The sequence below is a fragment of the Thermogemmatispora argillosa genome, assembly GCF_059696725.1.
This window is the reverse complement of sequence record NZ_AP019377.1, coordinates 1,219,475-1,239,738: the sequence shown is the minus strand read 5'-3', so window position 1 is coordinate 1,239,738 and position 20,264 is coordinate 1,219,475. Positions and strand designations below refer to the sequence as shown.

20 protein-coding genes are annotated in these 20,264 nt (G+C 60.6%); 14 read left to right on the top strand and 6 right to left on the bottom strand.

Going from position 1 to position 20,264, the window contains the following annotated elements; translation table 11 throughout:
* Nucleotides 1-24: 24 nt before the first annotated feature.
* The 4 genes from AC6H1L_RS04860 to AC6H1L_RS04845 all read left to right on the top strand — a co-directional run bounded on the left by AC6H1L_RS04860 (nt 25) and on the right by AC6H1L_RS04845 (nt 4,926).
* Nucleotides 25-765, top strand: a complete 741-nt coding sequence (locus AC6H1L_RS04860; protein ID WP_497600411.1) for a DUF2291 family protein — start codon at nt 25-27, stop codon at nt 763-765.
* The gene (locus AC6H1L_RS04855; RefSeq protein ID WP_497599898.1) at nt 762-2,435 is read left to right on the top strand and encodes a sugar ABC transporter ATP-binding protein; all 1,674 of its coding nucleotides are present in this window, start codon (nt 762-764) and stop codon (nt 2,433-2,435) included. The genes AC6H1L_RS04860 and AC6H1L_RS04855 overlap by 4 nt, the downstream gene beginning before the upstream one ends.
* Before the next feature lie 21 nt (nt 2,436-2,456).
* Nucleotides 2,457-3,527 (top strand): ABC transporter permease, encoded by a 1,071-nt coding sequence (locus tag AC6H1L_RS04850; RefSeq protein ID WP_497599897.1) that lies wholly within the window; start codon nt 2,457-2,459, stop codon nt 3,525-3,527.
* A 424-nt stretch (nt 3,528-3,951) separates the two neighbouring features.
* The gene (locus tag AC6H1L_RS04845) at nt 3,952-4,926 is read left to right on the top strand and encodes a D-ribose ABC transporter substrate-binding protein (RefSeq protein WP_497600410.1); all 975 of its coding nucleotides are present in this window, start codon (nt 3,952-3,954) and stop codon (nt 4,924-4,926) included.
* An 87-nt stretch (nt 4,927-5,013) separates the two neighbouring features.
* On the opposite strand, the gene AC6H1L_RS04840 is transcribed toward AC6H1L_RS04845, so the two are convergent.
* A complete protein-coding gene (locus AC6H1L_RS04840; RefSeq protein ID WP_497600409.1) occupies nt 5,014-6,441 on the bottom strand; it encodes a cobyrinic acid a,c-diamide synthase CobB in 1,428 nt (475 codons plus the stop codon).
* 225 nt (nt 6,442-6,666) lie between these two features.
* Between AC6H1L_RS04840 and AC6H1L_RS04835 the strand changes: the two genes are divergently transcribed.
* From AC6H1L_RS04835 to AC6H1L_RS04820, 4 genes are all read left to right on the top strand, one after another.
* A complete protein-coding gene (locus tag AC6H1L_RS04835; RefSeq protein ID WP_497600408.1) occupies nt 6,667-8,088 on the top strand; it encodes an acyltransferase family protein in 1,422 nt (473 codons plus the stop codon).
* A 325-nt stretch (nt 8,089-8,413) separates the two neighbouring features.
* Nucleotides 8,414-9,553, top strand: a complete 1,140-nt coding sequence (locus AC6H1L_RS04830) for a citrate/2-methylcitrate synthase (RefSeq protein ID WP_497600407.1) — start codon at nt 8,414-8,416, stop codon at nt 9,551-9,553.
* Between the two features lie 298 nt (nt 9,554-9,851).
* Entirely contained in the window at nt 9,852-10,250 is a 399-nt protein-coding gene (locus tag AC6H1L_RS04825) for an Rrf2 family transcriptional regulator (RefSeq protein ID WP_497600406.1), read from the top strand.
* A 191-nt stretch (nt 10,251-10,441) separates the two neighbouring features.
* On the top strand, nt 10,442-11,089 hold the full coding sequence (locus tag AC6H1L_RS04820) for an NAD(P)-dependent oxidoreductase (RefSeq protein WP_497600405.1): 648 nt from the start codon (nt 10,442-10,444) through the stop codon (nt 11,087-11,089).
* A gap of 81 nt (nt 11,090-11,170) precedes the next feature.
* Here the strand turns inward: AC6H1L_RS04820 and AC6H1L_RS04815 are convergent, their stop codons facing one another.
* From AC6H1L_RS04815 to AC6H1L_RS04800, 4 genes are all read right to left on the bottom strand, one after another.
* Nucleotides 11,171-13,117, bottom strand: coding sequence for a protein kinase domain-containing protein (locus AC6H1L_RS04815; protein ID WP_497600404.1), 1,947 nt, complete (start codon nt 13,115-13,117; stop codon nt 11,171-11,173).
* A gap of 529 nt (nt 13,118-13,646) precedes the next feature.
* Nucleotides 13,647-13,922, bottom strand: a complete 276-nt coding sequence (locus AC6H1L_RS04810) for a hypothetical protein (protein ID WP_497600403.1) — start codon at nt 13,920-13,922, stop codon at nt 13,647-13,649.
* A 25-nt stretch (nt 13,923-13,947) separates the two neighbouring features.
* Nucleotides 13,948-14,133 (bottom strand): hypothetical protein, encoded by a 186-nt coding sequence (locus tag AC6H1L_RS04805; RefSeq protein WP_497601510.1) that lies wholly within the window; start codon nt 14,131-14,133, stop codon nt 13,948-13,950.
* Between the two features lie 275 nt (nt 14,134-14,408).
* Nucleotides 14,409-14,645 (bottom strand): hypothetical protein, encoded by a 237-nt coding sequence (locus AC6H1L_RS04800; RefSeq protein ID WP_497600402.1) that lies wholly within the window; start codon nt 14,643-14,645, stop codon nt 14,409-14,411.
* 235 nt (nt 14,646-14,880) lie between these two features.
* On the opposite strand from AC6H1L_RS04800, the gene AC6H1L_RS04795 reads away from it, so the two are divergent.
* From AC6H1L_RS04795 to AC6H1L_RS04775, 5 genes are all read left to right on the top strand, one after another.
* Complete coding sequence (locus AC6H1L_RS04795) at nt 14,881-15,912, top strand: hypothetical protein (RefSeq protein WP_497600401.1); 1,032 nt, start codon at nt 14,881-14,883, stop codon at nt 15,910-15,912.
* The gene (locus AC6H1L_RS04790) at nt 15,906-16,388 is read left to right on the top strand and encodes a hypothetical protein (RefSeq protein WP_497600400.1); all 483 of its coding nucleotides are present in this window, start codon (nt 15,906-15,908) and stop codon (nt 16,386-16,388) included. Before AC6H1L_RS04795 ends, AC6H1L_RS04790 begins: the two co-directional genes overlap by 7 nt.
* Nucleotides 16,381-16,833: a hypothetical protein gene (locus AC6H1L_RS04785; RefSeq protein ID WP_497600399.1), complete on the top strand. Its 453-nt coding sequence runs from the start codon at nt 16,381-16,383 to the stop codon at nt 16,831-16,833. Before AC6H1L_RS04790 ends, AC6H1L_RS04785 begins: the two co-directional genes overlap by 8 nt.
* 343 nt (nt 16,834-17,176) lie before the next feature.
* Entirely contained in the window at nt 17,177-17,596 is a 420-nt protein-coding gene (locus AC6H1L_RS04780) for a hypothetical protein (protein WP_497600398.1), read from the top strand.
* 181 nt (nt 17,597-17,777) lie between these two features.
* Nucleotides 17,778-18,425, top strand: coding sequence for a TetR/AcrR family transcriptional regulator (locus AC6H1L_RS04775; protein WP_497600397.1), 648 nt, complete (start codon nt 17,778-17,780; stop codon nt 18,423-18,425).
* Between the two features lie 128 nt (nt 18,426-18,553).
* Here the strand turns inward: AC6H1L_RS04775 and AC6H1L_RS04770 are convergent, their stop codons facing one another.
* Nucleotides 18,554-19,270: a macro domain-containing protein gene (locus AC6H1L_RS04770; protein ID WP_497600396.1), complete on the bottom strand. Its 717-nt coding sequence runs from the start codon at nt 19,268-19,270 to the stop codon at nt 18,554-18,556.
* A gap of 228 nt (nt 19,271-19,498) precedes the next feature.
* Here AC6H1L_RS04770 and AC6H1L_RS04765 point away from each other — a divergent pair, with 228 nt between their 5' ends.
* On the top strand, nt 19,499-20,251 hold the full coding sequence (locus AC6H1L_RS04765) for a DUF4433 domain-containing protein (protein ID WP_497600395.1): 753 nt from the start codon (nt 19,499-19,501) through the stop codon (nt 20,249-20,251).
* Nucleotides 20,252-20,264: the final 13 nt, after the last annotated feature.

Genomic DNA, 20,264 nt, shown 5'->3' with positions numbered 1-20,264 from the left:
CCAATGCCTGGTTGGGAGGACTCTATGTATGACCATGCTCAGAGGATGAGCCGCACGAAGCAGCACAACCGGCCACGGATGGCCTCCGCGCGGCGCAGCCGTGGCCGGCTGCTGTTACTAGGGAGTGGACTGGCCATGCTCATCTGTCTGCTCCTGTCGGCCTGCAGCCTGTACACGGTGCGCCCACTGAATGCCACCAGCGGCAACGCGCCTGGCGGAGGCAGCAGCGCCCAGAACTTTGACCCTGAGCGCTATGTCCAACAGATCTGGGACAGCCGTGTCGTCCCGACCGTGGTGCAGCAGGCCCACGACGCCAGTGAGGTTCTGGCCGCGCTCAAAGCCAACCCGCAGGCGGCCCAGCAGCGCTATGGCCATCAAGAAGGGGATGGCCCCTATACCTTCATGGTCAAAGGCATTGGGCGCGTCGTCAGCATCAATACCGCCTCGCGCAATGGCACGCTGGGCCTCGATCTGCCGCCCTACGATGGCAAGGCCGACCTCTTGCTCCAGATCGGGCCGGTCATCCTGGGAACGGCCATCCGTGACGGCGTCGGCTTTCTCCACTTCAGCCAGTTTGTCAACCAGATCCAATATGCCCAGGTGGCCGACGCCCTCAACGCGCGCGCGGTGCAGGTCGCCCAGAGCATCCATCCCACGCAGCTCAAAGGGAAGCTCATCCAGTTCTACGGCGTCTTTGCCCTGACCGATCCTCAGTTCATTCTGGTGGCACCGGTCAAACTCCAGGTGGAGGGTTCCAGCGCATGAAGGGAGCTGACCAGGAACAGGAACAGACCCCCGACATCGTGCTGCGGGCCGAGGGCATGACCAAGATCTACGGCGGCACTGTCGCCCTGGACAACGTGGACTTCAACGTCTATCGCGGCAAAGTCAACGTGCTCATTGGCGAGAACGGGGCGGGCAAATCCACCCTGATGAAAATCATCGCGGGGGCAGAGACCGCCACGCGTGGCCGCCTGCTCTTAGAGGGGCAGCCGGTGCACTTCAAGTCGCCACGTGAGGCGGCGCGGGCCGGCATCGGCATCATCTATCAGGAGCTGAACCTCTTTCCCAATCTGAGCGTGGCCGAAAACATCCTGCTCGACCATGAGGCCACCACCTGGCACGGGCTCCTGGTCGATCGCCGTCGGCAGCAGGAACGCGCTCGCCAGCTCCTGCAGCGGCTGGAGCAGCCCATTGATCCCCAGGCGATCGTAGGGACGCTGCGCCTGGGCCAACAGCAGGTCGTGGAGATTGCCAAGGCGTTGGCGCGCGACGTGCGCATCCTGATCATGGACGAACCGACCTCAGCCCTCACGACCGCGGAAGTCGAGGTCCTCTTTCGCGTCATCCGTGAACTGAAGGCGCAGGGGGTCTCGATCATCTACATCTCGCACAAGCTGGAGGAGCTGCTGCGCATTGGCGACTACGTGACGGTGCTGCGCGACAGCCATCGCATTGCCGAAGCCCCCGTCAGCGCGATCGATGTCAACTGGATTGTCGAGCAGATGATCGGGCGCAGCGTGGGCGAGACCTATCTGCATCAGGAGCACCAGCTTGGGCCGGAGCTGCTGCGCGTGGAAGGGCTGAGCCTGCCCCGTCCAGGTGGGGGACTGGTCCTGGACAACGTCTCATTCCAGGTGCGAGCAGGCGAGATTGTGGCCCTCTATGGACTGCTCGGCGCGGGCCGCACCGAGCTGCTGGAGTGCCTGATGGGCCTGCATCCAGAGGCCACCGGCTCCCTCTGGATCGCGGGGCGACCAGTGCGCGGGCGCACCGTCGGCGAGCGGATCGCAGAGGGGTTGGTCCTGGTGCCCGAGGATCGCCAGCGGGAGGGGCTGGTCCCCACGCTCTCCGTGGCCCAGAACATGGTGTTGGCGAGTCTGCGCCGCTACCTGCGCGGGCCAGCCCTCTCACGCCAGAAGGAGCTGAGGGCGGTGCGCCGCCTGATGCACGACCTGGGGATCAAAGCTCCCTCGCCACAGACGCTGATCGAAGCCCTGAGCGGCGGCAATCAGCAGAAAGTGGTCGTGGCCCGTGGGCTGCTGACGGAGCCGCGCGTCTTGTTGCTGGACGAGCCGACCCGCGGCATCGATATCGGCGCCAAGGCCGATCTGTTCCGCCTGATGAATCAGCTCGCCCGAGAAGGACTGGGCATCCTCTTCGTCTCCTCGGAGCTGCGTGAGGTCATGCGTGTGGCCGATCGCATCCTGGTGCTCGCCCGCGGACGCCTGACCGGGGAATTTCGCCGGGGAGAAGTCAGCGAAGAGGCTCTGGTCGCAGCGGCCTCGGTGGGTCAGGGGCCTGGAACGACCTCCGAGGAGGAAGCGGGCGAAGCGTGGGCCGCCGGTGGCGCGCTGGCCTTGGGGGCAACGGATACCAGCCGGGCCACCCCGGCCTCGGAAGAACGGCGCGAGCAGCCGCGCCCACGAATCTAGCGAGCAGGAAGAGGGAGAAGCATGCGCAATCCTTCATCGGTAGCCAGCCGCGAGCCAGCGGCTCGCCGCAGCTTCGCGCTGCAGCGCCGGCAGATCCAAACCATCTTGTTCCAGTTGCGCGCCTTCGTGGCGCTCATCATCCTGGTGATCATTTTCTCGATCCTCTCGCCCGACTTTCTGACGCTCAACGACCTGACCATCGTGGCCGAGCATGTCTCGATCAATGCCCTGCTGGCCATCGGGCAATCGTTTGTGATCCTGACGGCGGGGATTGACCTCTCGGTCGGCTCGATTGTGGGACTGACCGCGATGGTGGCCGGCTATTTGATCAGTCAGGGGTTGCCGCTGCCCATGTTTGGGGTCGTGGTCTACTTCAATGTCTGGATCGTGATCCTGGTGGGCTTGCTGGTCGGGATCGTCCTGGGCCTCATCAACGGGCTGGTGATTACGCGCCTGAGTGTGGCCCCCTTTATCGCCACCCTGGGCATGCTCTACGCGGCCCGCGGGCTGGCGCTCCTGACCTCCAACGGGGCAACCTTCCCCGACCTGGGGGGTGATCCGGCCTTGGGCAACACGGGCTTCCCGTTCTTGGGAACAGGCAGCCTGCTGGGGATACCGATGCCGATCTGGCTGATGGTGATCTTTGGGGCCGTGGCCTCCTTTGTAGCAAGCCGCACGCCTTTCGGACGCCAGGTCTATGCCATCGGGGGCAACGAGCGCGCGGCGCAGCTGTCGGGCATTCGCGTCAACCGCGTCAAGCTGCTGGTCTATGTCATCTCGGGGTTCTGCGCAGCTATGACGGGGCTGGTGATTGCCTCGCAGCTGCAGGCGGCCCAGCCGGCCACGGGCGAGAGCTATGAGTTGAATGCCATCGCGGCTGTGGTGCTGGGAGGTACCTCGCTCTTCGGCGGGCGGGGGACCATCCTGGGCAGCATCATCGGCGCGTTTGTGATCGGTGTCCTGAGCGATGGCCTGGTGCTGATCGGAGTCTCCGAGTTCTGGCAGATGGTCATCAAAGGTGCCGTGATTGTGCTGGCGGTCGTCATCGACCAGCTCCAGCAGCGCTGGCAGAAGCGTGCCATTGCGGCCTGAGTCTATCCAGCCCAGCCAGCCAGAGGTGAAGGGGGGAGGGCCGCAGGAGCGCCGGAGCAAAGCAGCGCAGAAAGGAGGAGGAACCCGCAGAAGTGTGAACGTGCGCAGTGCAGCGCGAGAACCGACCCTGGCAGGCGAGGGGTGAGATTCCCTGACCGTGGCCCTGCCAGCCAGGGAGGTCCCAGGGCTCGGATCATAGCGCCCAACCTCGCACGGAGCGCAGCCCAGCGCTCCCCGGGAGACCCAGGAGTGGACTGGCCCCCGGGCGATGCTCTGCAGGCAGGAAGGGGGCCAGCAGTACCCGCGGAACCCGCGGACCAAGGAAAGCAATGAGTGGGCGCTCCGCTCGCTCAGCCAGAGGGCGAGAGCGCCTGCAGACACCTCGCTCAAGCAAAGAAGCGTGCTGAAAGGAAGGGAAAGAACCATGCTGCGACGGATGCTGTCTGTGCTGACCGTGCTGCTGCTGGTCAGCCTGGGACTGGCTGCCTGTGGCAGCGCAGGCCAGTCATCGTCGACCTCATCGAGCGGCTCGGGTGGGAAGAAGTTGATCTTCATTATCACCCCGGCCTACGACAATATTTTCTTCAAGGCGGAGGCAGATGCCGCCAAGGCACGGGCCCAGGCGCTGGGGTACGAGACCGTGGCGGTGACGCACGACGATGATGTCAACAAGCAGAATCAGCTGATCGACACAGCCATCGCCCGCCACGCCGCGGCGATCATCCTCGACAATGCGGGCGCAGATGCCACGGTGGCGGCAGTGCGCAAGGCCAAGAATGCCGGCGTACCGGTCTTCCTGATTGACCGCGAGATCAATGCTACGGGCATAGCCGTAGCGCAGATTGTGTCGAACAACTATCAGGGGGCAACCCTGGGGGCGCAGGAATTCGTCAAGCTGATGGGAGAGGAGGGCAACTATGTGGAGCTGCTCGGGAAACAGTCGGATACGAATGCGGCCATCCGCTCGCGGGGCTATCACGACGTGATCGATCAGTATCCGCGCATGAAGATGGTGGCGCAGCAAAGCGCCAACTGGGATCAGACCGAGGCCTTCCAGAAGATGCAGACCATCTTGCAGGCCCATCCTGACATCAAGGGGGTGATCGCCGGGAACGATACGATGGCGCTAGGAGCCTGGGCGGCGCTGCAGGCAGCCCACAAGACCAATGTGATCGTGGTGGGCTTCGATGGCAGTCCTGACGTGATTGCCTCCATTAAGCAGGGAGGGATCAAAGCGACGGTCTTGCAGCCGGCGGTGCGGATCGCCCAGCTCGCCGTGGACGAGGCCGATAAGTACATCAAGACCGGTTCTACAGGACAACCGGAGAAGCAGTCGATCGACTGCATCCTGGTGACGGCGCAGAACGCCGATCAGTTCGGGGTTTTCGGACCGAAGTGAGTGAGTGAGTGAGTGAGTTGAGCGCCTAGAGCAGGGGGCTGGCAGTCGCCCTACGATCGCGCAGTGATCGTAGCGGTCTGCCAGCCCCTATGCCTGTAGAAGGCCTCGCTTCAGGGTCTGGCGGCGCCAGCGGCGAGCAGCCGCCACGAAGCGCCAGGCAGCCTCGGGGAAGCCGCTGAACGAGAGATGCACGTAGCTGGCCAGCAGGTTCCCACGGGCGAAGCCTTCAAACTGCTGATGCTGACCATCGGGCGAGCTAAGCAAATAGGCAGCCTCTGCCGGCGCTGGCCCTCTATCCAGCCTGGAATAGTGAAACTCGTGTCCGCGCACTTGGACCCCGCGTGGAAGTAGCACGTTCTCGCGCTGAGCCTGGGCCAGACGGTAGCCGATCTGTAAAGCGGCGCTGCCGCTCTCCATGATGCATTCGCGTTCGATCAGACCTAGCATGGGATAGACCTCGCCGCTGGCCGTACGCAGGTGACGGCAAAGGTACATCAGGCCGCCGCATTCTGCGTAGCAGGGCAGGCCCGCCGCCACAAGACTGGCTAGCGCCTGGCGCAGCTCCTCATTGGCCGCCAGTTGGGCGGCGTGTTCCTCGGGAAAACCGCCACCGAGATACAGGCCAGAGCAATCCGCAGGCAACTGTCGATCACGCAGCGGACTAAAGGGAACCAACTCGGCCCCTGCCTGGCGCAGCAGGTCGAGAGTATCAGGGTAATAGAAGTTGAACGCCTCATCATAAGCCAGAGCCAGGCGGACCCGTTCGTGGTCTGCCTCCGCGGTCAGCTCGTCCTGGGCCTCTCGCTCGACCAGCGGAGGAGCTTGCCGGGCCAGTGTCAGTACCTGATCCAGGGGGCAGGACTGGCGGAAGAGCGTCAGCAAGCTATCAAGACGCTCGGGACTAAGCGCCTGCTCTGTGGCTGGCAGCAGTCCCAGGTGACGTTCGGGCCAGGGGGCCTCACTCAGCGCGGGGAAGGCCGCCAGGAGAGGCAAGCCGCAGGCCGAGGTCAAAGCCTCGCGCAGCAGACGAGCATGGCCGGCCCCTGCCACGCGATTGGCCATCACGCCTATGAGCGCGAGCTGAGGAGCGAAATGCTGAAAACCGAGTACTACCGCCGCAGCGCTGCGAGCCTGGGCCCAGGCGTCCAGCACCAGAATCACTGGAGCCTTCAGCAGTTGGGCGATCTCGGCGGCGCTGCCAGCATCGCTCTGCGCCTCGCGTCCGTCATAGAGGCCCATCATGCCTTCGATAATGGCCAGGTCGGCATCGTGGCAGGCCGCCGCAAAAATAGCCTGGAGACGCTCCGGAGGCATGAGCCAGGTATCGAGGTTGTAGCAGGGACGTCCCGCTGCTCGTGCCAGATGCGAGGCATCCAAGTAATCGGGACCGACCTTAAACGGCTGCACGCGCCAGCCTCGCGCTCGCAGCTCGGCAATCAGCAGACAACTCATCAGCGTTTTGCCGACGCCGCTGGCTGTGCCGGCAATCAGCAGTCGTGGCAAATCTAGCGGCATGGGCCGGGTCCTCCGTTTCTAGCCTGTGGCATGCTGCATGCTGCTCTTCAGCATATCACAGCGCACTGCAATCAGGCATAGGCTCCTCTGACTGGTCGTGTGCGCGCCGGCTGTTGAGATAGGTGTATGTATGCTTATTGCTCAACTTATCCTACAATGTAGGAAAATGTACCGATGCCTGTCACCTTTATGGAGCCAGGCGCGTTGTCCAACTATGTGAGAACGATGTCTACGCTGTCTCTGTTGTTGGAAGTGATGCGCCAGGTTTCCCCTTGGCGGTGGTTACGGGCCGGCGGTAGCTGGCTGGGGCGTCTCCTGCGAGGTCTGTCAACGCTCCTCGAGAGCGATCTGCGCGGCAATACGATCCCGGTGCTTGATGGTGTACGCGCGCTGGCCTGCTTAGCTGTGCTAATATTCCACGTCAACTGGACGACCTATCATCAGCATCTCTGGCAGCCGCTGCACCATCCGCTGATGAGTTCCTTACTGCTCGTGGGCAGCACAGGAGTAACCCTCTTCTTCATTCTGTCGGGCTTTCTCCTCTTCCTGCCCTATGTTGGGGCGCTGTTGAGCGAACAGCGACCCTGGCCCTCGGTGCGCCGCTTCTACCTGCGGCGTGCCTTGCGAATCTGGCCGGCCTACTATGTGTCGCTGCTCATCTTGATTACGCTTTGGCAGCCGCAGTATTGGCAGCCGGCCCATTGGCGAGAGCTGTTACTCTTTGTGACCTTCTTTATGGACTCAACGCCGGAAACTTTTCGCAAGATCAACGGTCCGTACTGGACGCTGGCGGTTGAGTGGCAGTTTTATTTGCTATTGCCCTTGTTGGCATTGGGAACCTTTCTTCTGTTGAGGCGCCTGCCACAGCGCCGACGTTTTCCGCTGATCTGTGCAACACTGGCCCTGATCATCGCCTATGCACTGCTGGTCCGCCATTGGGGAGACTATTATGTCGATCATCCCGAGGCCAGCCTCCCGCTGGTCCCGCGGGCAGTTCTTAACGTGGTGCTCTTCTTTGTCTATGGCATGACGGGCAAGTTTCTAGAGGACTTTGCCATCGGCATGCTGATCGCGACCTGCTACACTTATGGGTGCCTGGTCCAGCCCGGCAGCGGGTTGGTCAGAGGGCTGCGGCGCTGGAGCCTGGTCTTGTGGGGCCTGGGGCTGGCCCTGCTTGGCGCGATGGCGCTCTGGCACCTGAATCATGATGTCGGGGCGTTGCCGTGGCTGGATGGCCTCCTGCCGCTCTACGATACACTCGGCGAGTTCGGCTTTGCCCTGGCTTATGGCGCCTGCCTGACGGGCCTGCTCTTCGGCCCGTCTTTGCTGCGAGCCGTCTTCTCCTGGCGCTATCTGCGCTGGATCGGTCTGTTTTCGTATAGTCTTTACATTTGGCATCTACCTCTCATTGCCTACTTCAGCGCTCATATTCAGCCGTGGCTCAGCGGCTTGAATCACTGGCTGATCTACGGCTGTTACTGGCTCTGGGTGGGAGTGACGGCCTTGCCGCTGGCCTTCCTATCCTACTTACTGATAGAGCGTCCTTTCCTGAAACTTGGCCAGCGCCGCTTCAAGGGCGGCGGCCGAGGTGGGGGCGCTCCGCTTGGAGAGCGGCAGCGGGAGCTGATCGCCCCGCGGGCGCCTTAGTCAGGAAAGGGATGGGCCTGTCTGATCGGCAGCGGGTGTCTCCAGGAGCGGCAGCGCTTCGGTTGCCCCGCTGCCGCTGGTCGTCGCCATTCCCGAGAGCGTGAGTAGCCGTATTGCCTGGCAGGCAGCAGGATAGGCAGGCGCCTGCCGGCTCGATTTACGTTGACACCACTGGAAAGGCAAGTTTATAATACTTTACACAACCCATATGATTTGTTGTGGCGAAGTAGTCTGCTTCGCTGTGGAAGCAGCGGCTGCCCGACACGTCGGACGTTGAGCTCCGCCTACTGCTCAAGCGAAGCATACGTCCTCAAAAGGAGCTTCTATGCCTACCACCGAAGGTCTTGAAGATGTCGTTGCCGCTCATACCCGTATCTGTGATCTTGATGGTCAGCGCGGCAAACTGACATATTATGGTGTTGACGTTCACGATCTGGCTGCACATTCCTCGTTCGAAGAAACCGCTTACCTGCTCTGGCATGGGACACTGCCGACCCGCGCACAGCTAGAGGAGCTCAGCGCGGAGCTACGGGCAAACCGTGCGCTGCCAGGACGGCTGGTTGATCTGATGCGCTTGCTCCCTCCCTCGACGCCTCCGATGGATGTCCTCCGCACTGCCGTTTCCGCGCTCTCTACCACTGATCCCGATCTCAGCGATCGCTCCCAGCAAGCCAATCTACGGCGGGCTGTGCGCTTAACGGCCCTTTTGCCTTCGATTGTGGCCGGCTGGGATCACATTCGCAATGGGAGAGAGCCAGTGGACCCGCTGGCTGATGGCGGCCACGCGGAGAATTTCCTCTACATGCTCAAGGGGGAGCGGCCCGATCCTTATGAGGCCCATGTTCTTGATGTCGCTCTCATCCTGCATGCCGACCACGAGCTGAATGCCTCAACCTTCTCGGCCCGAGTGGCGGCCAGCACGCTCGCCGATATGTATGCGGCCGTCACGGCGGCCATCGGAACGCTCTCGGGTCCGCTGCATGGCGGCGCCAATGAGCAGGTCATGCGCATGTTCCAGCGCATTGGTGACGTCAGCCGCGCTCAAGAATACATCCGCGGCATGCTGGAGCGCAAGGAGCGTATCATGGGCTTCGGCCACCGCGTCTATCGCACCGAGGACCCGCGCGGCAAGCATATGGATGCTTTTGCGGTGGAGCTGAGCCAGCGTAAGGGTGATATGCGCTGGGTCGAGATGTCGCGCGCTATTGAATCCTATGTCAAGGAACAGAAGGGCCTCCACGCCAACGTTGATTTCTATTCGGCTACGGTCTACTACCTGCTGGGCATCCCGGTCGATCTGGATACGCCAGTCTTCGCCTGCAGCCGCGTGGTGGGCTGGACCGCCCATGTGATGGAGCAGTATGCCAACAATCGTTTGATCCGCCCGCGCGGCGAGTACGTCGGCCCCAAGGATGTCCCTTATGTGCCGATCGAGCAGCGCGAGCAGGCCCAGGTCAGCCAGTAGCTTCAGGTCTACGCCTGCTCACTCGCTGACCGGCCTGCCAGGCGCCGCAAGGGCAGTGATGCTATTCGGCGGCGGAAGGAAGCATGGGAGCAATCTCGTAGCGATTGCTCCCTTTTCTTTTCGGGGGGCCGCTATCTAACCTCGGATTGAGACGTGCTATCTGATCCCCCATCGGTCAGGCTTACTCGCCCCTTGACAGTTGCCTCAAACTGAAACTATACTAGTTGCAGATAGGCCAGCGGGGAGGGATGACCACACGAAAGATACGCGGCTAGCCGTTGCCATCCATATCCTGACGTTGCTTGCTCAGCAGCAAGAGGATGACGACCCTTTAACGTCTGAGCGTATTGCTGGCAGCGTCAATACTCATCCGGTCTTTATTCGTCGCATCCTGGGCTTGCTCAGCCGGGCCGGACTGGTGACCTCGCAACCGGGAGTAGGAGGCGGCTGGCGCTTACGGCGCGATGCGGCCTGCATTAGTCTACTGGATGTCTACGAGGCCGTGGGGGCCGGTCCTCTGCTGGCTCTCCATCACAGTGTGCCGAATCCCGATTGCCTGATCGGGCGCAACATTCAGCGGGCCCTGCTGACCTACTTTGGCGAGGCCGAGGCCGCTTTTAAAGAAGTCCTGGCGCGCCAGAGCATTGCCCAGGTATTGGCCACCGCTCAGGAGGAGGGGCAGTCAGGGCTATCCTAGCCCTGCCGCTTTTTTTCTCCCCGCATTCGGAACTATAACGATTACGAATTGTCTTCCTGAGTGCCGCAAGCCTCCCCGCGCGCTGCAGTGGTCTATCATCCCTCGTCCGGGGCTGGGGCAACGAGAAAGGCCGCAGGCGGCATCGCGGAAAATACTAAAGAAAAGAGCAGCACAGAAAGGAGCGATAGAGAGTGAAACTGGTCGTCTTCGGTGCGACTGGCAATATCGGCCAGCGCATTATCCAGGAGGCGCTGAACCGTGGTCACGAGGTCAAGGGCGTAGCACGGCATCCCGAGCGCCTGAACCTGAGCCATCCGCGCCTGAGCCTTGAGGCTGGCAACGTTCTCGACTCTGCCGATGTTGCGCGTCTGGTCAAGGGGTATGAGGCAGTCATCAGTGCTGTCGGGCCGTCGCGTCAGGAAGCCGAGGACCCGCGCATGGTCGTGCAGGCTGCGCAGGCTCTCATCGAGGGCCTAAAGCGAGCGGGTGTCAAGCGCCTGGTAGTTGTCGGTGGCGCGGGCAGCCTGGAAGTAGCGCCCGGTCTGCGCCTGATGGATACGCCCGATTTCCCGCCGGGCTGGCGTCCCATTGCCTCGGCTGCGGCTGAGGCTCTCGAGGTCTATCGTCAGCAAGGTGCCGATCTTGACTGGACCTACTTCAGTCCAGCGGCCTTCATCGAGCCGGGCCAGCGCACGGGACGCTATCGTCTGGGAACCGAGCAACTGGTGACTGACGAGAAGGGCGAGAGCCGCATTTCGATGGAAGATTACGCGGTGGCCCTCCTGGATGAAATAGAACAGCCGCGCTTTGTGCGCCAGCGCTTTACCGCGGCCTACTAACTGGCGACTAAGGAAAATCGGAAGTTCGCTGTAGGATGAAGACCTCAGCCGGAGCGATCTCTCGCGCTGGCTGAGGTCAGTTCAGGGCAGCGTAGGCTGAGCGCCGGCCCCACTCCGGGGTAGAAGCGGCTTCAGCGCGCGCTGCATCTCCTGATAGGTCTGATAGCGAGCGGCTGGCTCCTCCTGGAGGGCGCGCGCTAGAAGCGCTTCCAGGGTCGGCGAGACATCAGGATTGAGCTGACGCACCGGCGGATAGGCTGGATAATGGGGTGGCGCCTGATTGGTAAGGACATGATGCATACTCGCCGCCAGCATATAGATACAGGTGCGCCGATCATAGCGCGTATCCTTGATGGGCAGGTAGGGAGAAAGCGCCAGCTTGCGCGTCGTGCGGTGCTGGGTGCGAGGGCCGGGCGAACTCTCTAAGGGCGGTGGAGGAAGCTGAAAACCGGTGAGCATGGCGCGTCCCCGGGAGCGCTCGATGATGATGTTAGCGGGCGAGATGTCGAAATGGTAGAGGGGAGGCTGCTGCTGCTCCAGCGCGACCAGGATGTTGAGCACGGTATAGAGCCAGACCACTACCTCCCGCTCAGGGAGGGGGCGCAGCAGCTTCTGCAAGCGCTCCTCCAGGCTCTCGCCATCGATATAGGTCAGAACGAGATAATAGTGGCGGCCCTCGGCGAAGCGCTCGCGCACTTGTGGCACGAGCGGATGACACAGGCGAGCCAGTGCCTCGCTGGCGCGATCATAGTGGGCCAGCTCCTGAGCGCGCCGTGACAAAGGAAAGTCGGTACATTCCCAGCGCTTGAGCACCACTTCGGCGCCATTGGCCTGGTGATCAACTGCGACCATCGTTGTGACGCGCGTCTCTTCGCGACTCTTGAGCACGCGCTTGATGTCATAGCGTCCTTGACGAAGGCTGATCCCGAGCAAGGGACTATGGCGGACGAGGGTGGGCGGGATGGTCAGGCGCCCACAGGCGGAGCAGCAGCGCTGTCCAAAGCGCACCGGGGCATGGCAGTAAGGACAGGTGCGATCGTCATAGTCGGCGCCGCAGTTGCTACAGCGCTGGGCGCCACTGCGGTTCTGGAAGCCGCACCGCTCGCAGACATAGCGTTGGAGCGCGACCGCCACGGCCTCAGCGTAGGCGCTGGCGAATTGCTGCGTATCGCGATAACGCTGGTGGTAGTCCTTGGCCAGAGCGCGCAGGAGAACGGCGGCCACCTCAGCGGGAAGGCGTGGGTTCCACTGCTGGGGTGGCGGAGGCGGCTCATGCAGATGGGCGCGCCACATCTCTTCCAGGCGGCCGAATGAGAAAGGCAGGCGTCCGGTAAGCAGCTCGTAGCAGCAAATAGCCAGAGCATACTGATCGCTCTCGCGGCGCGGGTTCCCCTGCCACTGCTCGGGGGCCATATAGGCGGCGGTGCCCGTCACCTCCCCAAGTGAAGCGTGGGTCTGCATACCCAGGTAGAAGGTAGTGCCGAAGTCCGAGAGCAGGAGCTGCCCATTGCGTCCAATCAGCAGATTACCTGGCTTGACATCCTGGTGAATCACCCCGTTCTGGTGGACATAGTAAAGGGCCTGGGCGGCCTGCTGAACGTAGGGTAGCAGCTCTTCAGCAAAGGCCGGGCGCCGGCTGCCGTCGGCCCTACGGAAGAGATCGTAGATGGTCTGCGGCGCATACTCCATCACCAGATAGGGGCGCTCATCTTCGAGCTGGCCGAAGCTGTAGACGGGGAGGATGTTGGGATGTTGCAAGGTCGCGATGCGTCGCGCTTCGTCAAAGAAGCTACCAAGCGCCTTCTCGTTGAGCTGGTCGAAGCGCAAGACTTTGAGCGCCAGGGTTCGGCTGAGCGGCTCCGCCTCGCGTACCTGGTAGACGTGACCGTAGCTGCCCGAACCGATGAAGGCCGTAACCTGGTAATTGCCGACGTGCGCCCCCTCGATGAGGAACTCGCAGCGGCGACAGGAAACAGCGCTCTCAGGGTTGTCATGTCCTCCGCGCGGGTTGAGACAGCGAGCCACCATGCTTCCTTTTGCCCGGGCCGAGCTGAGTGTGATGGTAGTTCAATCCAAAGGGAATTGCGTGAACAGCCCTGGCTCCTTGCCTCGCGACAGCAGGGCCGGGCGCCGAAGGGCAGCCGGTAAGGAAGCTGCGTATCTCTGCCCTGGGGCTCTGCTACCTGGATGGCACTCCGCCGGGCTGTCTGTTCGTCCCTTCACTATATATCTACGCCCTTGCCCTCTGCAAGTTGTCCCTCCTGGCGAAGGCAGAAAGGCGTAACGACGGCCTCTCTACAGGTCTGACCCGGCCTCAGCTCCCCGGGAGGCGAGGCGGAGACGCCCTCAGACTGACCTGAGAGAGGCGGCATGGTGACACAGAAGGCGCCAGAGGCCGACAATCAATGCTGTCAGGCTGGGGCGGCGGTTCGGCTGCCTGCTTCCCCGATCGCCCGATGAACCAGAAGTATCCTCCTTCCCTATGTGCCAGTGGCCAAACGCCAGAGCCATGCCGGCTGGTTGCTCGTGCTCGCGAGCGCATCCTGAGAATGGCAGATCACAGGTCTTGCTTGAGCAACGCATCGATATAGCGTGTGGCCTCTGCCAGCCCAAGACCTGTCTCCTCCCGATAGGCTTTGACGGCCTCAAGGCGATCGCCCCGGGCGACGTGCTCAGCTACCTGGGGCGAAAGGCCGGAGGCAATCAGTTGCTCGCGCAGGCGAGCACACTCCTCGGGGGAGCGCATGGGAATGGATCGCCGCCCGATGCTGACCAGAATCAAGCCGATCAGCAGCCCGATGGCAATCAGCACGATACCGACCCAAAGAATCATAGCTATTGCCTCCTTTGTCTCTTACTTAGGAACTGACCACACAGCGGGCGGTTCTTGACTGAATTGCCAGCAAGACGCTACGTTCATCGCTGCTATTTTCGACGGCGGTAGCCTTCTCAAGAGGATAAAGTGAACATTTGGAAGCTCTTCCTCGGATATCAAGCTTGCGATAGATATGGGCGATATGCGTTTTAACAGTTGTCTGGGAGATGCCGGGCTGCGCCGCTCTTGATCCTGAGAAATATACTGCATTTGTTTTTTCTCCTCTATTTTAGGAGTGATACTAGTGATCTGTCAATCCTCCGAAGGTGGAAAGGACGTATAGAGTAGACAGGGAATATTGTGTCTATCCTTAAGGATAGGAGTTCACCGAAAGAATATATAATACTTTGAATTTGTCTTATTTTGTTATCTAATAATAGTGGGACCTTGCTTTGGAGATATGAGATCATTGGAAGATGATTGTGATAAAATCATTTCAGCGCCCTACCGGGCTATATCCGGGGGCTGCCCTGGATCATTCAAGGGGTCCGCTGGATTATTACCTGGGTTGCTTATGATGGGATTAGTGCTATAGGCACTATTCTGGCAACTATGAGCGCCACTGGCTGGGGAGGCATCATCATAGCGATTGCGGGTGTCGCTTTTCTCGGCTAAGCGGCACGCTGGCGATTGATCTCTTTCCCACAGCGGCGAGGAGAGCGATGTGACCGGCTCCTGCATCGTTCTCCTTCAGCAGGAAAATCCCAGCAAAGGAAATTTGGTAACTATTTCAAATACGGCGGGCATCGCAAGCCATTGCCGTTGCAAGTAAGAGCATCGAGGTCATTCTCTCTGAGGAGGAAGCGGCCTTCAGCGAGATTCAATGAATGGCTATTCCAGCATGAGATCGCATCACGAAGGAAAACCGGAAGGCCCTTGCCTTCCGTATCTTAATCACTGGCGGAGGAGCCCACTCGTGACAAACCTGAGAAAACTGCAGGGCATTGATCTCCTGGCGGCTTTCCATGCGGCGTCGGCAGTAATCTACCCGCTGATATGGGTGCCCGTATACCTGCGCCCTCTTCCGGTCCTGGCCCTCTGTCTCATTGTCCTTTGGGAGAGAGGCGGCCGGCTACCTGCTGGAAAGGAGATGCCCTGGCCAGGGAGGGAGCCGGAGCCGCGTTGGTCGCATCCGTTGCCATGCTGGGTGGCCTGGCTCCTGCGATTGGATATGCCGGCCCTGACGGGAGAGGCCATGACTATCCGTTGGCGCCTCTCGTTAGTAGCCGAAGCCAGGGGCTACGCCCTGCGTTCTTCCCCGGAGCAGCCACTAGCATGGAGAGAATCCGCCCAGGCCATCGGCGTGGTCCTGCTGGCGCTGCTGCCCGCCTGTGGTCTCGTTCTCACAGATTTCAAACTTCTGATAGCGGTGTGCACAGCTCCCGCCCTCATATGGATACTGCTCCGCAGGATAGCCTTTCAGCGCTATCTACGTGAGGAATTAAAGGAGCTGCCCGAAGGCGTGGCCTTACTGCCGGAGCCGGCGGTCAAGCTCTTCACCTCTTATCTGCCCCAAAAAGATGCCCCTGCTTTCTCACGTCGAACTTGGTCGGGGCAGCAAGAGATCTACCTTGACGCCTGGCTGCAAGTCCCGATCCAGGTGCTGCAAGTGCTGCTGCTCCATGAGCAGGGCCATATTGCTCGTGGTCACACGACCCTGTTGCGTAGTCTATGGGACTGCCAGCTAGGGGCGGTGCTTGTGGGCCTTCTGGCTGCCGTGTGCCTACCGCAGTTCCTCGACGAACTGAGCGGTCCTGTTGCCGCTCTATGTCTGCTCCTCTGGAGCATGCTGGTAATGGCGCCGTTGCTGGGCAAGCTGCTCTGTCTCCGGCGCTGGGAAAGAGAGGCCGACCAATGGGCCGTCGCTCATCTGGGGCCGGGAGCCCTGGAGGCTGCCCGTCTCTATCTCCGGCGCTGTTATTCGCTGGAGGGCGCGGCAGCATGGTGACGAGAGCAGCCTTCCCCAGGCGCTATCTGTTAGAGTATGCCTTGCTAGCGGCGATCGCTCTCAGCGCGCTGATCCTCGGAGTCCAGTGGCCTATCGAAGACTGGCCGGCCGCCAGCGCCCCTGAAGGGCAGTTCTCCCTCTGGTTTATCTTGGGCAGCAATCTGCTCCTGATCCTCTGCATCGCTCTGGGTAGCGCCCTGACAGGGGGCTTTATGGGCGGCTGCGTCATCTTCGAGAATCTCTTTGTCTATGGCAGAGTACTGCATCTCTACTGGCACGACTCACCTCTAGCTGCTGCTTTCCCCTGGTTTGAATTTAGCGCGCTGATCATTGCAACTCAGGTAGGGCTTGATCTTTTCTGGTCGCTTCTGCGTGGCTGGCCCATTCATCTAAAAACTGTTTATCTCCTATTATCTGTTTGTCTCTTCTTGCTAATGGCGGCAGCCATCATCGAAGGAGGAATGTTACATGTCTGAAGAGAGAGGAAGAGCACAGCTGCAGCCGCTGGTGAAGGCAATAGGACAGATTGGACCCGATACTCTCTTAGGTCTTGGAGCCCTGGGTGGGGCTGGGGTCTTGCTCCAGGCCGAGACCTCTCTCTCCTGGCCAATAGGAGTCATGCTGGTAGCTGGCCTGCTCGTGGTCAACTTGCTGGGGCAATTGCTGCTCTTTCTAGTGGCCTACAAGCTCCTGGAAACAATCTGGTACAGGCGGCGCCAAAGGCCCTGGCTCCTTCGGTTCCCGACCGTGAGCGATACGATACTGCGGGGATATATCCGGGCTATGGTAGGCGAGCTTGGCATGATCAGCCTGGCGATTGGCAGCGGTCGGCACGGCTTGGCTTTACTCTCCATCTTCAACGTCACCTTTCCAATTGTGCTCATGATGGCGACGGTTGTGACAGCGCTCTGCCGTCGGTAAGAGGCACGCACAACGCTCTTGCAGGTCCTATGCCTGGGCTTCGGCTTCCAACTCCTGCTTGGTCTCCTGGTCAGGCTCCTCTAACCACTGACTGGCAACCGTCCCGCAAGGTTGCCAGTGGCCCCCAGAGCGGAGGCCGAGGCAGCCCCGCCGCAGTCTAGTGTCGGTTGCCTCGCTCTCCTCTCCCGCTGCCATCCCAGCGACTTCGTTGGAGCCATCGGCTCCACCTGCGTTTGTAGGGAGTAGAAGTCGGGCGGGAGCATCTGCGGTGCCAGCGAAGGCACAGCAGATGCAGGCTCTCCCGCTGATCCACACTGAAAAAGAGAGAAGGGTAGAGAAAGCTATGCACGAGCCGGTCAATGATCGTCAGCTCGTGGTCTTGCGCTACTGGTTGCGGGAGAACGCTCCAGCGCTGGCCTGGGCGCTTCATCGGTATATGGTTCTGCTGATGTTGGCCCAGCTCGTAGTAGGCATGATCCTCCTGCTGCTCTGCTTCGTCTGGCATCTGTATGCACTGGCGTCTATCTTGTTTCTCTTGCACTCATTTGGGACCGTCGTCCTCTCGAATCGCTGGCAGCGGTACAATGGTATCTACGAGGTAGATGCTGCTGGCAGGCCGCGCGCCTTTGTCTCACGCACAGTGCTGCCTGGCCTGACGCTCAGAAATAGTCTGGGCCGCAAACGCTTTCTCCAGCGCGTCTCTCTGCAAGCGGCAGGGGGGCACGCTCTGGAACTGGAGCAACAGCCCCCAACTCTCCGCTAGCCGCCGACGTGCTCCCATCTCTTCGGCCTCGACCTGGCTCCCCCGCGCTGCGCTCTACACCAGGTGACCGCGGCGGGGGGAAGCTGTCCCGTGGCCGCGGCATCTGACCTCCTCAGCGCTGCGGGCTTGACGCCTGTGATGGCACCTACTACAATGGAAGCGAGGGAGGGGCAGTCAACGCATGATCATACCCGAATCTGAGCCGGATGCGGCACAACGCCGGCCTGGACGCCCGCGGAGCGTTCAAGCTCACATGGCCATCCTCAACGCTGCCCTGGAAGAACTGGCCGACGCTGGCTATCAGGGCATGACCATCGAGGGCGTAGCGGCCCGCGCTGGTGTCAGCAAAGCCACCATCTACCGCCGCTGGTCCTCGAAAGAGGAATTAATCATCGAGGCCGCGCATCGCATCTACACGGACATCCCGGTCATCAACACCGGTCATGTACGGCGCGACTTCGTTGCCATCTACACGCTGGCCTACCGTGCCCTCCAACAGAACCCGTTTCTGCAGCGGCTGCTCTTTCGGGCAATTGGCGAAGCCCACACCAATCCAGAGATCTACCGGGCCTTTATTGAGCGCCTCTTTGCTCCCCGCCTGCAGCAGTTTACTGAGCTGATCAGGCAGGCGCAAGAGCGGGGCGAACTGCGCCGCGATCTTGATCCCTGGCTGGTCATCGACCTGATTGCTGGTCCGCTCTTCTATCATCTCATGCTAGGCCCTCTGGCGCCGTCGCAGCCGCAGCCCTTTGATGAGAGCCTCATCGAACGCCTGATTGAAGCGGTCTTTCAGGGCATTGCCCCCAGACAGGGACTCTCGTCGTCTTAACCAGCTTGCGCACCCCTGGCTGATCCCAGTCCATCGCCGTCGGCTCGTTTGGATGGCCTTACCTGTGACTTGTCTGTGTCTGAGCCTGGGGTAAGTCGAGCCTCCCTCGGGCACCGTCAGGCTCGCTGTTAGCTCATTGGCCCCTGCAAGGCCTGCGCGCGCCGTTGCCAGTAGTCCTTGATACGCCGCAAAGAGATCCTGGTCAGCCCCTCGATCTGCTCAATCTCGGCAAAAGTAGAGAACGTGGCCCTGGCTCGTGCTCTGGCAACCTTGCCAGCCTGGCGCTGGCTCAAGTGTAGCTCTCTTTCCAAAAGCTCGCGAGAGAGGGCCAGGCTATTGAATTCCTCCAAGATAGCGGCCTCCGGCGAGCGAGGCTGTGACGGACTGTAGTACTCCTTATCGCCCGGCTCGATGAAAATCCAGACCTCGATCGGAAGCTGGCTCAAGTAGCGAGCCATCAGCGGCCCCACCTGATCCCAAGACAGCTTGCCGTTCTGGGTACCGAGCTTGGGAAAGGCAATGCTCTGGATGCCCCAGCGTTGATAGTGCTCTACCAAGTAGTGCAGGCCCGCCTCGATATATTCCAGTTTTGAAGGGCGGCGCCAGTCATTTTTCGTGGGGAAATTAAGAATCCAGGGCTGACTGTCGCAATAAAGGCAGGGTTTGCCAATTCGCAGTATGCCGGTCCGGCATTGACGTTGATATACGACAAACATCGCTGGATAGCGCTGCTTGAAAGCAAGCGCCAGACCCTTACCCATGACGCCCTTGCAGTTGACCGGATTAACAAGCACCTGGACCCTGGCCTGCAAGAGGTCCCCTCGCTCATAGCGAATGGCGGCCATCTGGTTCTCCTTTCTCGAACTCTCTTCAAAGAAGCGTCTGAGGTCTTGCCAGCGTCACATGCCAGTACCATGCGGTCCCTGCCCAGGCGAACGCCGCTCCGTTGTGCATTGAAATAAAGCCCGGTTTTACCCGGCTAACATTCCTTCGTTTTTAAATTGATAGATTGGCATATAATGCATATGATTGACACGAGTTGCCATCTTTTCAGAGTAAGAAGGCAGATAGTCATGAACTACCTCGAAGGCCATATTTATCATATGACAATGCGGCAGAACCTTGCCAGCATTATTACACTCGGGGGACTATATTCAAAGCAGTGGCTAGATTCAAATGGCTATAAAAGTTTATCTATAGCTAATCATGAGGTACAAAGTCTAAGGAGACGCATTTTTATTTACGCATATGAGAGACGCTGGCGACCGCTCCACAGCTACGTACCCTTCTATTTCGCCCGGCAGCCGCCGATGCTCTACCTGCAGTACAAGCAACGGCGGCAGAATGACATCGTCTTGTTTGAGGCAGAGAGGCGCGTCATTTGTGAAAGGGGAGTGCTCTTTAGCGATGGGAACGCCGCCAATCAGCAACTGTCGGCAGCCGGTTGCGAATGTGTCTACATCTATCCGGCGCTCAAGGTGGGGCAGCGATGCATACGTTACTACGACTCGGGGAAGGCGCTTGGCAGCAACCCGCATTGTTCAGAGATCTATGCCTCGCCTGAATGTCTGAAGCTCTTGCCCTGGGAGATCATCACCCGACCTGGCCAGAGGGAAGATGAAGAAAGCAAACGGCGGCGTCATGCTGAAGTGCTTATCCCCGACTATTTCCCCTTAGAGAGAGTTGTCCGCATCGCCGTCAGCACTCCGGCCACCCTTCTGATCATCCTCAAAGAGATCAGAGGCTTGCTCGGGGTAACTGGCCAACAGCTTCCCCCAATCGAATATGTCCCCGAACTCTTCTATCCCGTCTGTGACAGGCCATAAAAAGGGGCCATTG

Coding starts and splice junctions, on each gene's coding strand:
- AC6H1L_RS04790 (WP_497600400.1), top strand. CDS start 15,906: ATGGTGACGAGAGCAGCCTTCCCCAGGCGCTATCTGTTAGAGTATGCC.
- AC6H1L_RS04785 (WP_497600399.1), top strand. CDS start 16,381: ATGTCTGAAGAGAGAGGAAGAGCACAGCTGCAGCCGCTGGTGAAGGCA.
- AC6H1L_RS04775 (WP_497600397.1), top strand. CDS start 17,778: ATGATCATACCCGAATCTGAGCCGGATGCGGCACAACGCCGGCCTGGA.
- AC6H1L_RS04780 (WP_497600398.1), top strand. CDS start 17,177: ATGCACGAGCCGGTCAATGATCGTCAGCTCGTGGTCTTGCGCTACTGG.
- AC6H1L_RS04840 (WP_497600409.1), bottom strand. CDS start 6,441: ATGCCGCTAGATTTGCCACGACTGCTGATTGCCGGCACAGCCAGCGGC.
- AC6H1L_RS04810 (WP_497600403.1), bottom strand. CDS start 13,922: ATGATTCTTTGGGTCGGTATCGTGCTGATTGCCATCGGGCTGCTGATC.
- AC6H1L_RS04835 (WP_497600408.1), top strand. CDS start 6,667: ATGTCTACGCTGTCTCTGTTGTTGGAAGTGATGCGCCAGGTTTCCCCT.
- AC6H1L_RS04855 (WP_497599898.1), top strand. CDS start 762: ATGAAGGGAGCTGACCAGGAACAGGAACAGACCCCCGACATCGTGCTG.
- AC6H1L_RS04860 (WP_497600411.1), top strand. CDS start 25: ATGTATGACCATGCTCAGAGGATGAGCCGCACGAAGCAGCACAACCGG.
- AC6H1L_RS04830 (WP_497600407.1), top strand. CDS start 8,414: ATGCCTACCACCGAAGGTCTTGAAGATGTCGTTGCCGCTCATACCCGT.
- AC6H1L_RS04850 (WP_497599897.1), top strand. CDS start 2,457: ATGCGCAATCCTTCATCGGTAGCCAGCCGCGAGCCAGCGGCTCGCCGC.
- AC6H1L_RS04815 (WP_497600404.1), bottom strand. CDS start 13,117: ATGGTGGCTCGCTGTCTCAACCCGCGCGGAGGACATGACAACCCTGAG.
- AC6H1L_RS04770 (WP_497600396.1), bottom strand. CDS start 19,270: ATGGCCGCCATTCGCTATGAGCGAGGGGACCTCTTGCAGGCCAGGGTC.
- AC6H1L_RS04800 (WP_497600402.1), bottom strand. CDS start 14,645: ATGCAGGAGCCGGTCACATCGCTCTCCTCGCCGCTGTGGGAAAGAGAT.
- AC6H1L_RS04765 (WP_497600395.1), top strand. CDS start 19,499: ATGAACTACCTCGAAGGCCATATTTATCATATGACAATGCGGCAGAAC.
- AC6H1L_RS04845 (WP_497600410.1), top strand. CDS start 3,952: ATGCTGCGACGGATGCTGTCTGTGCTGACCGTGCTGCTGCTGGTCAGC.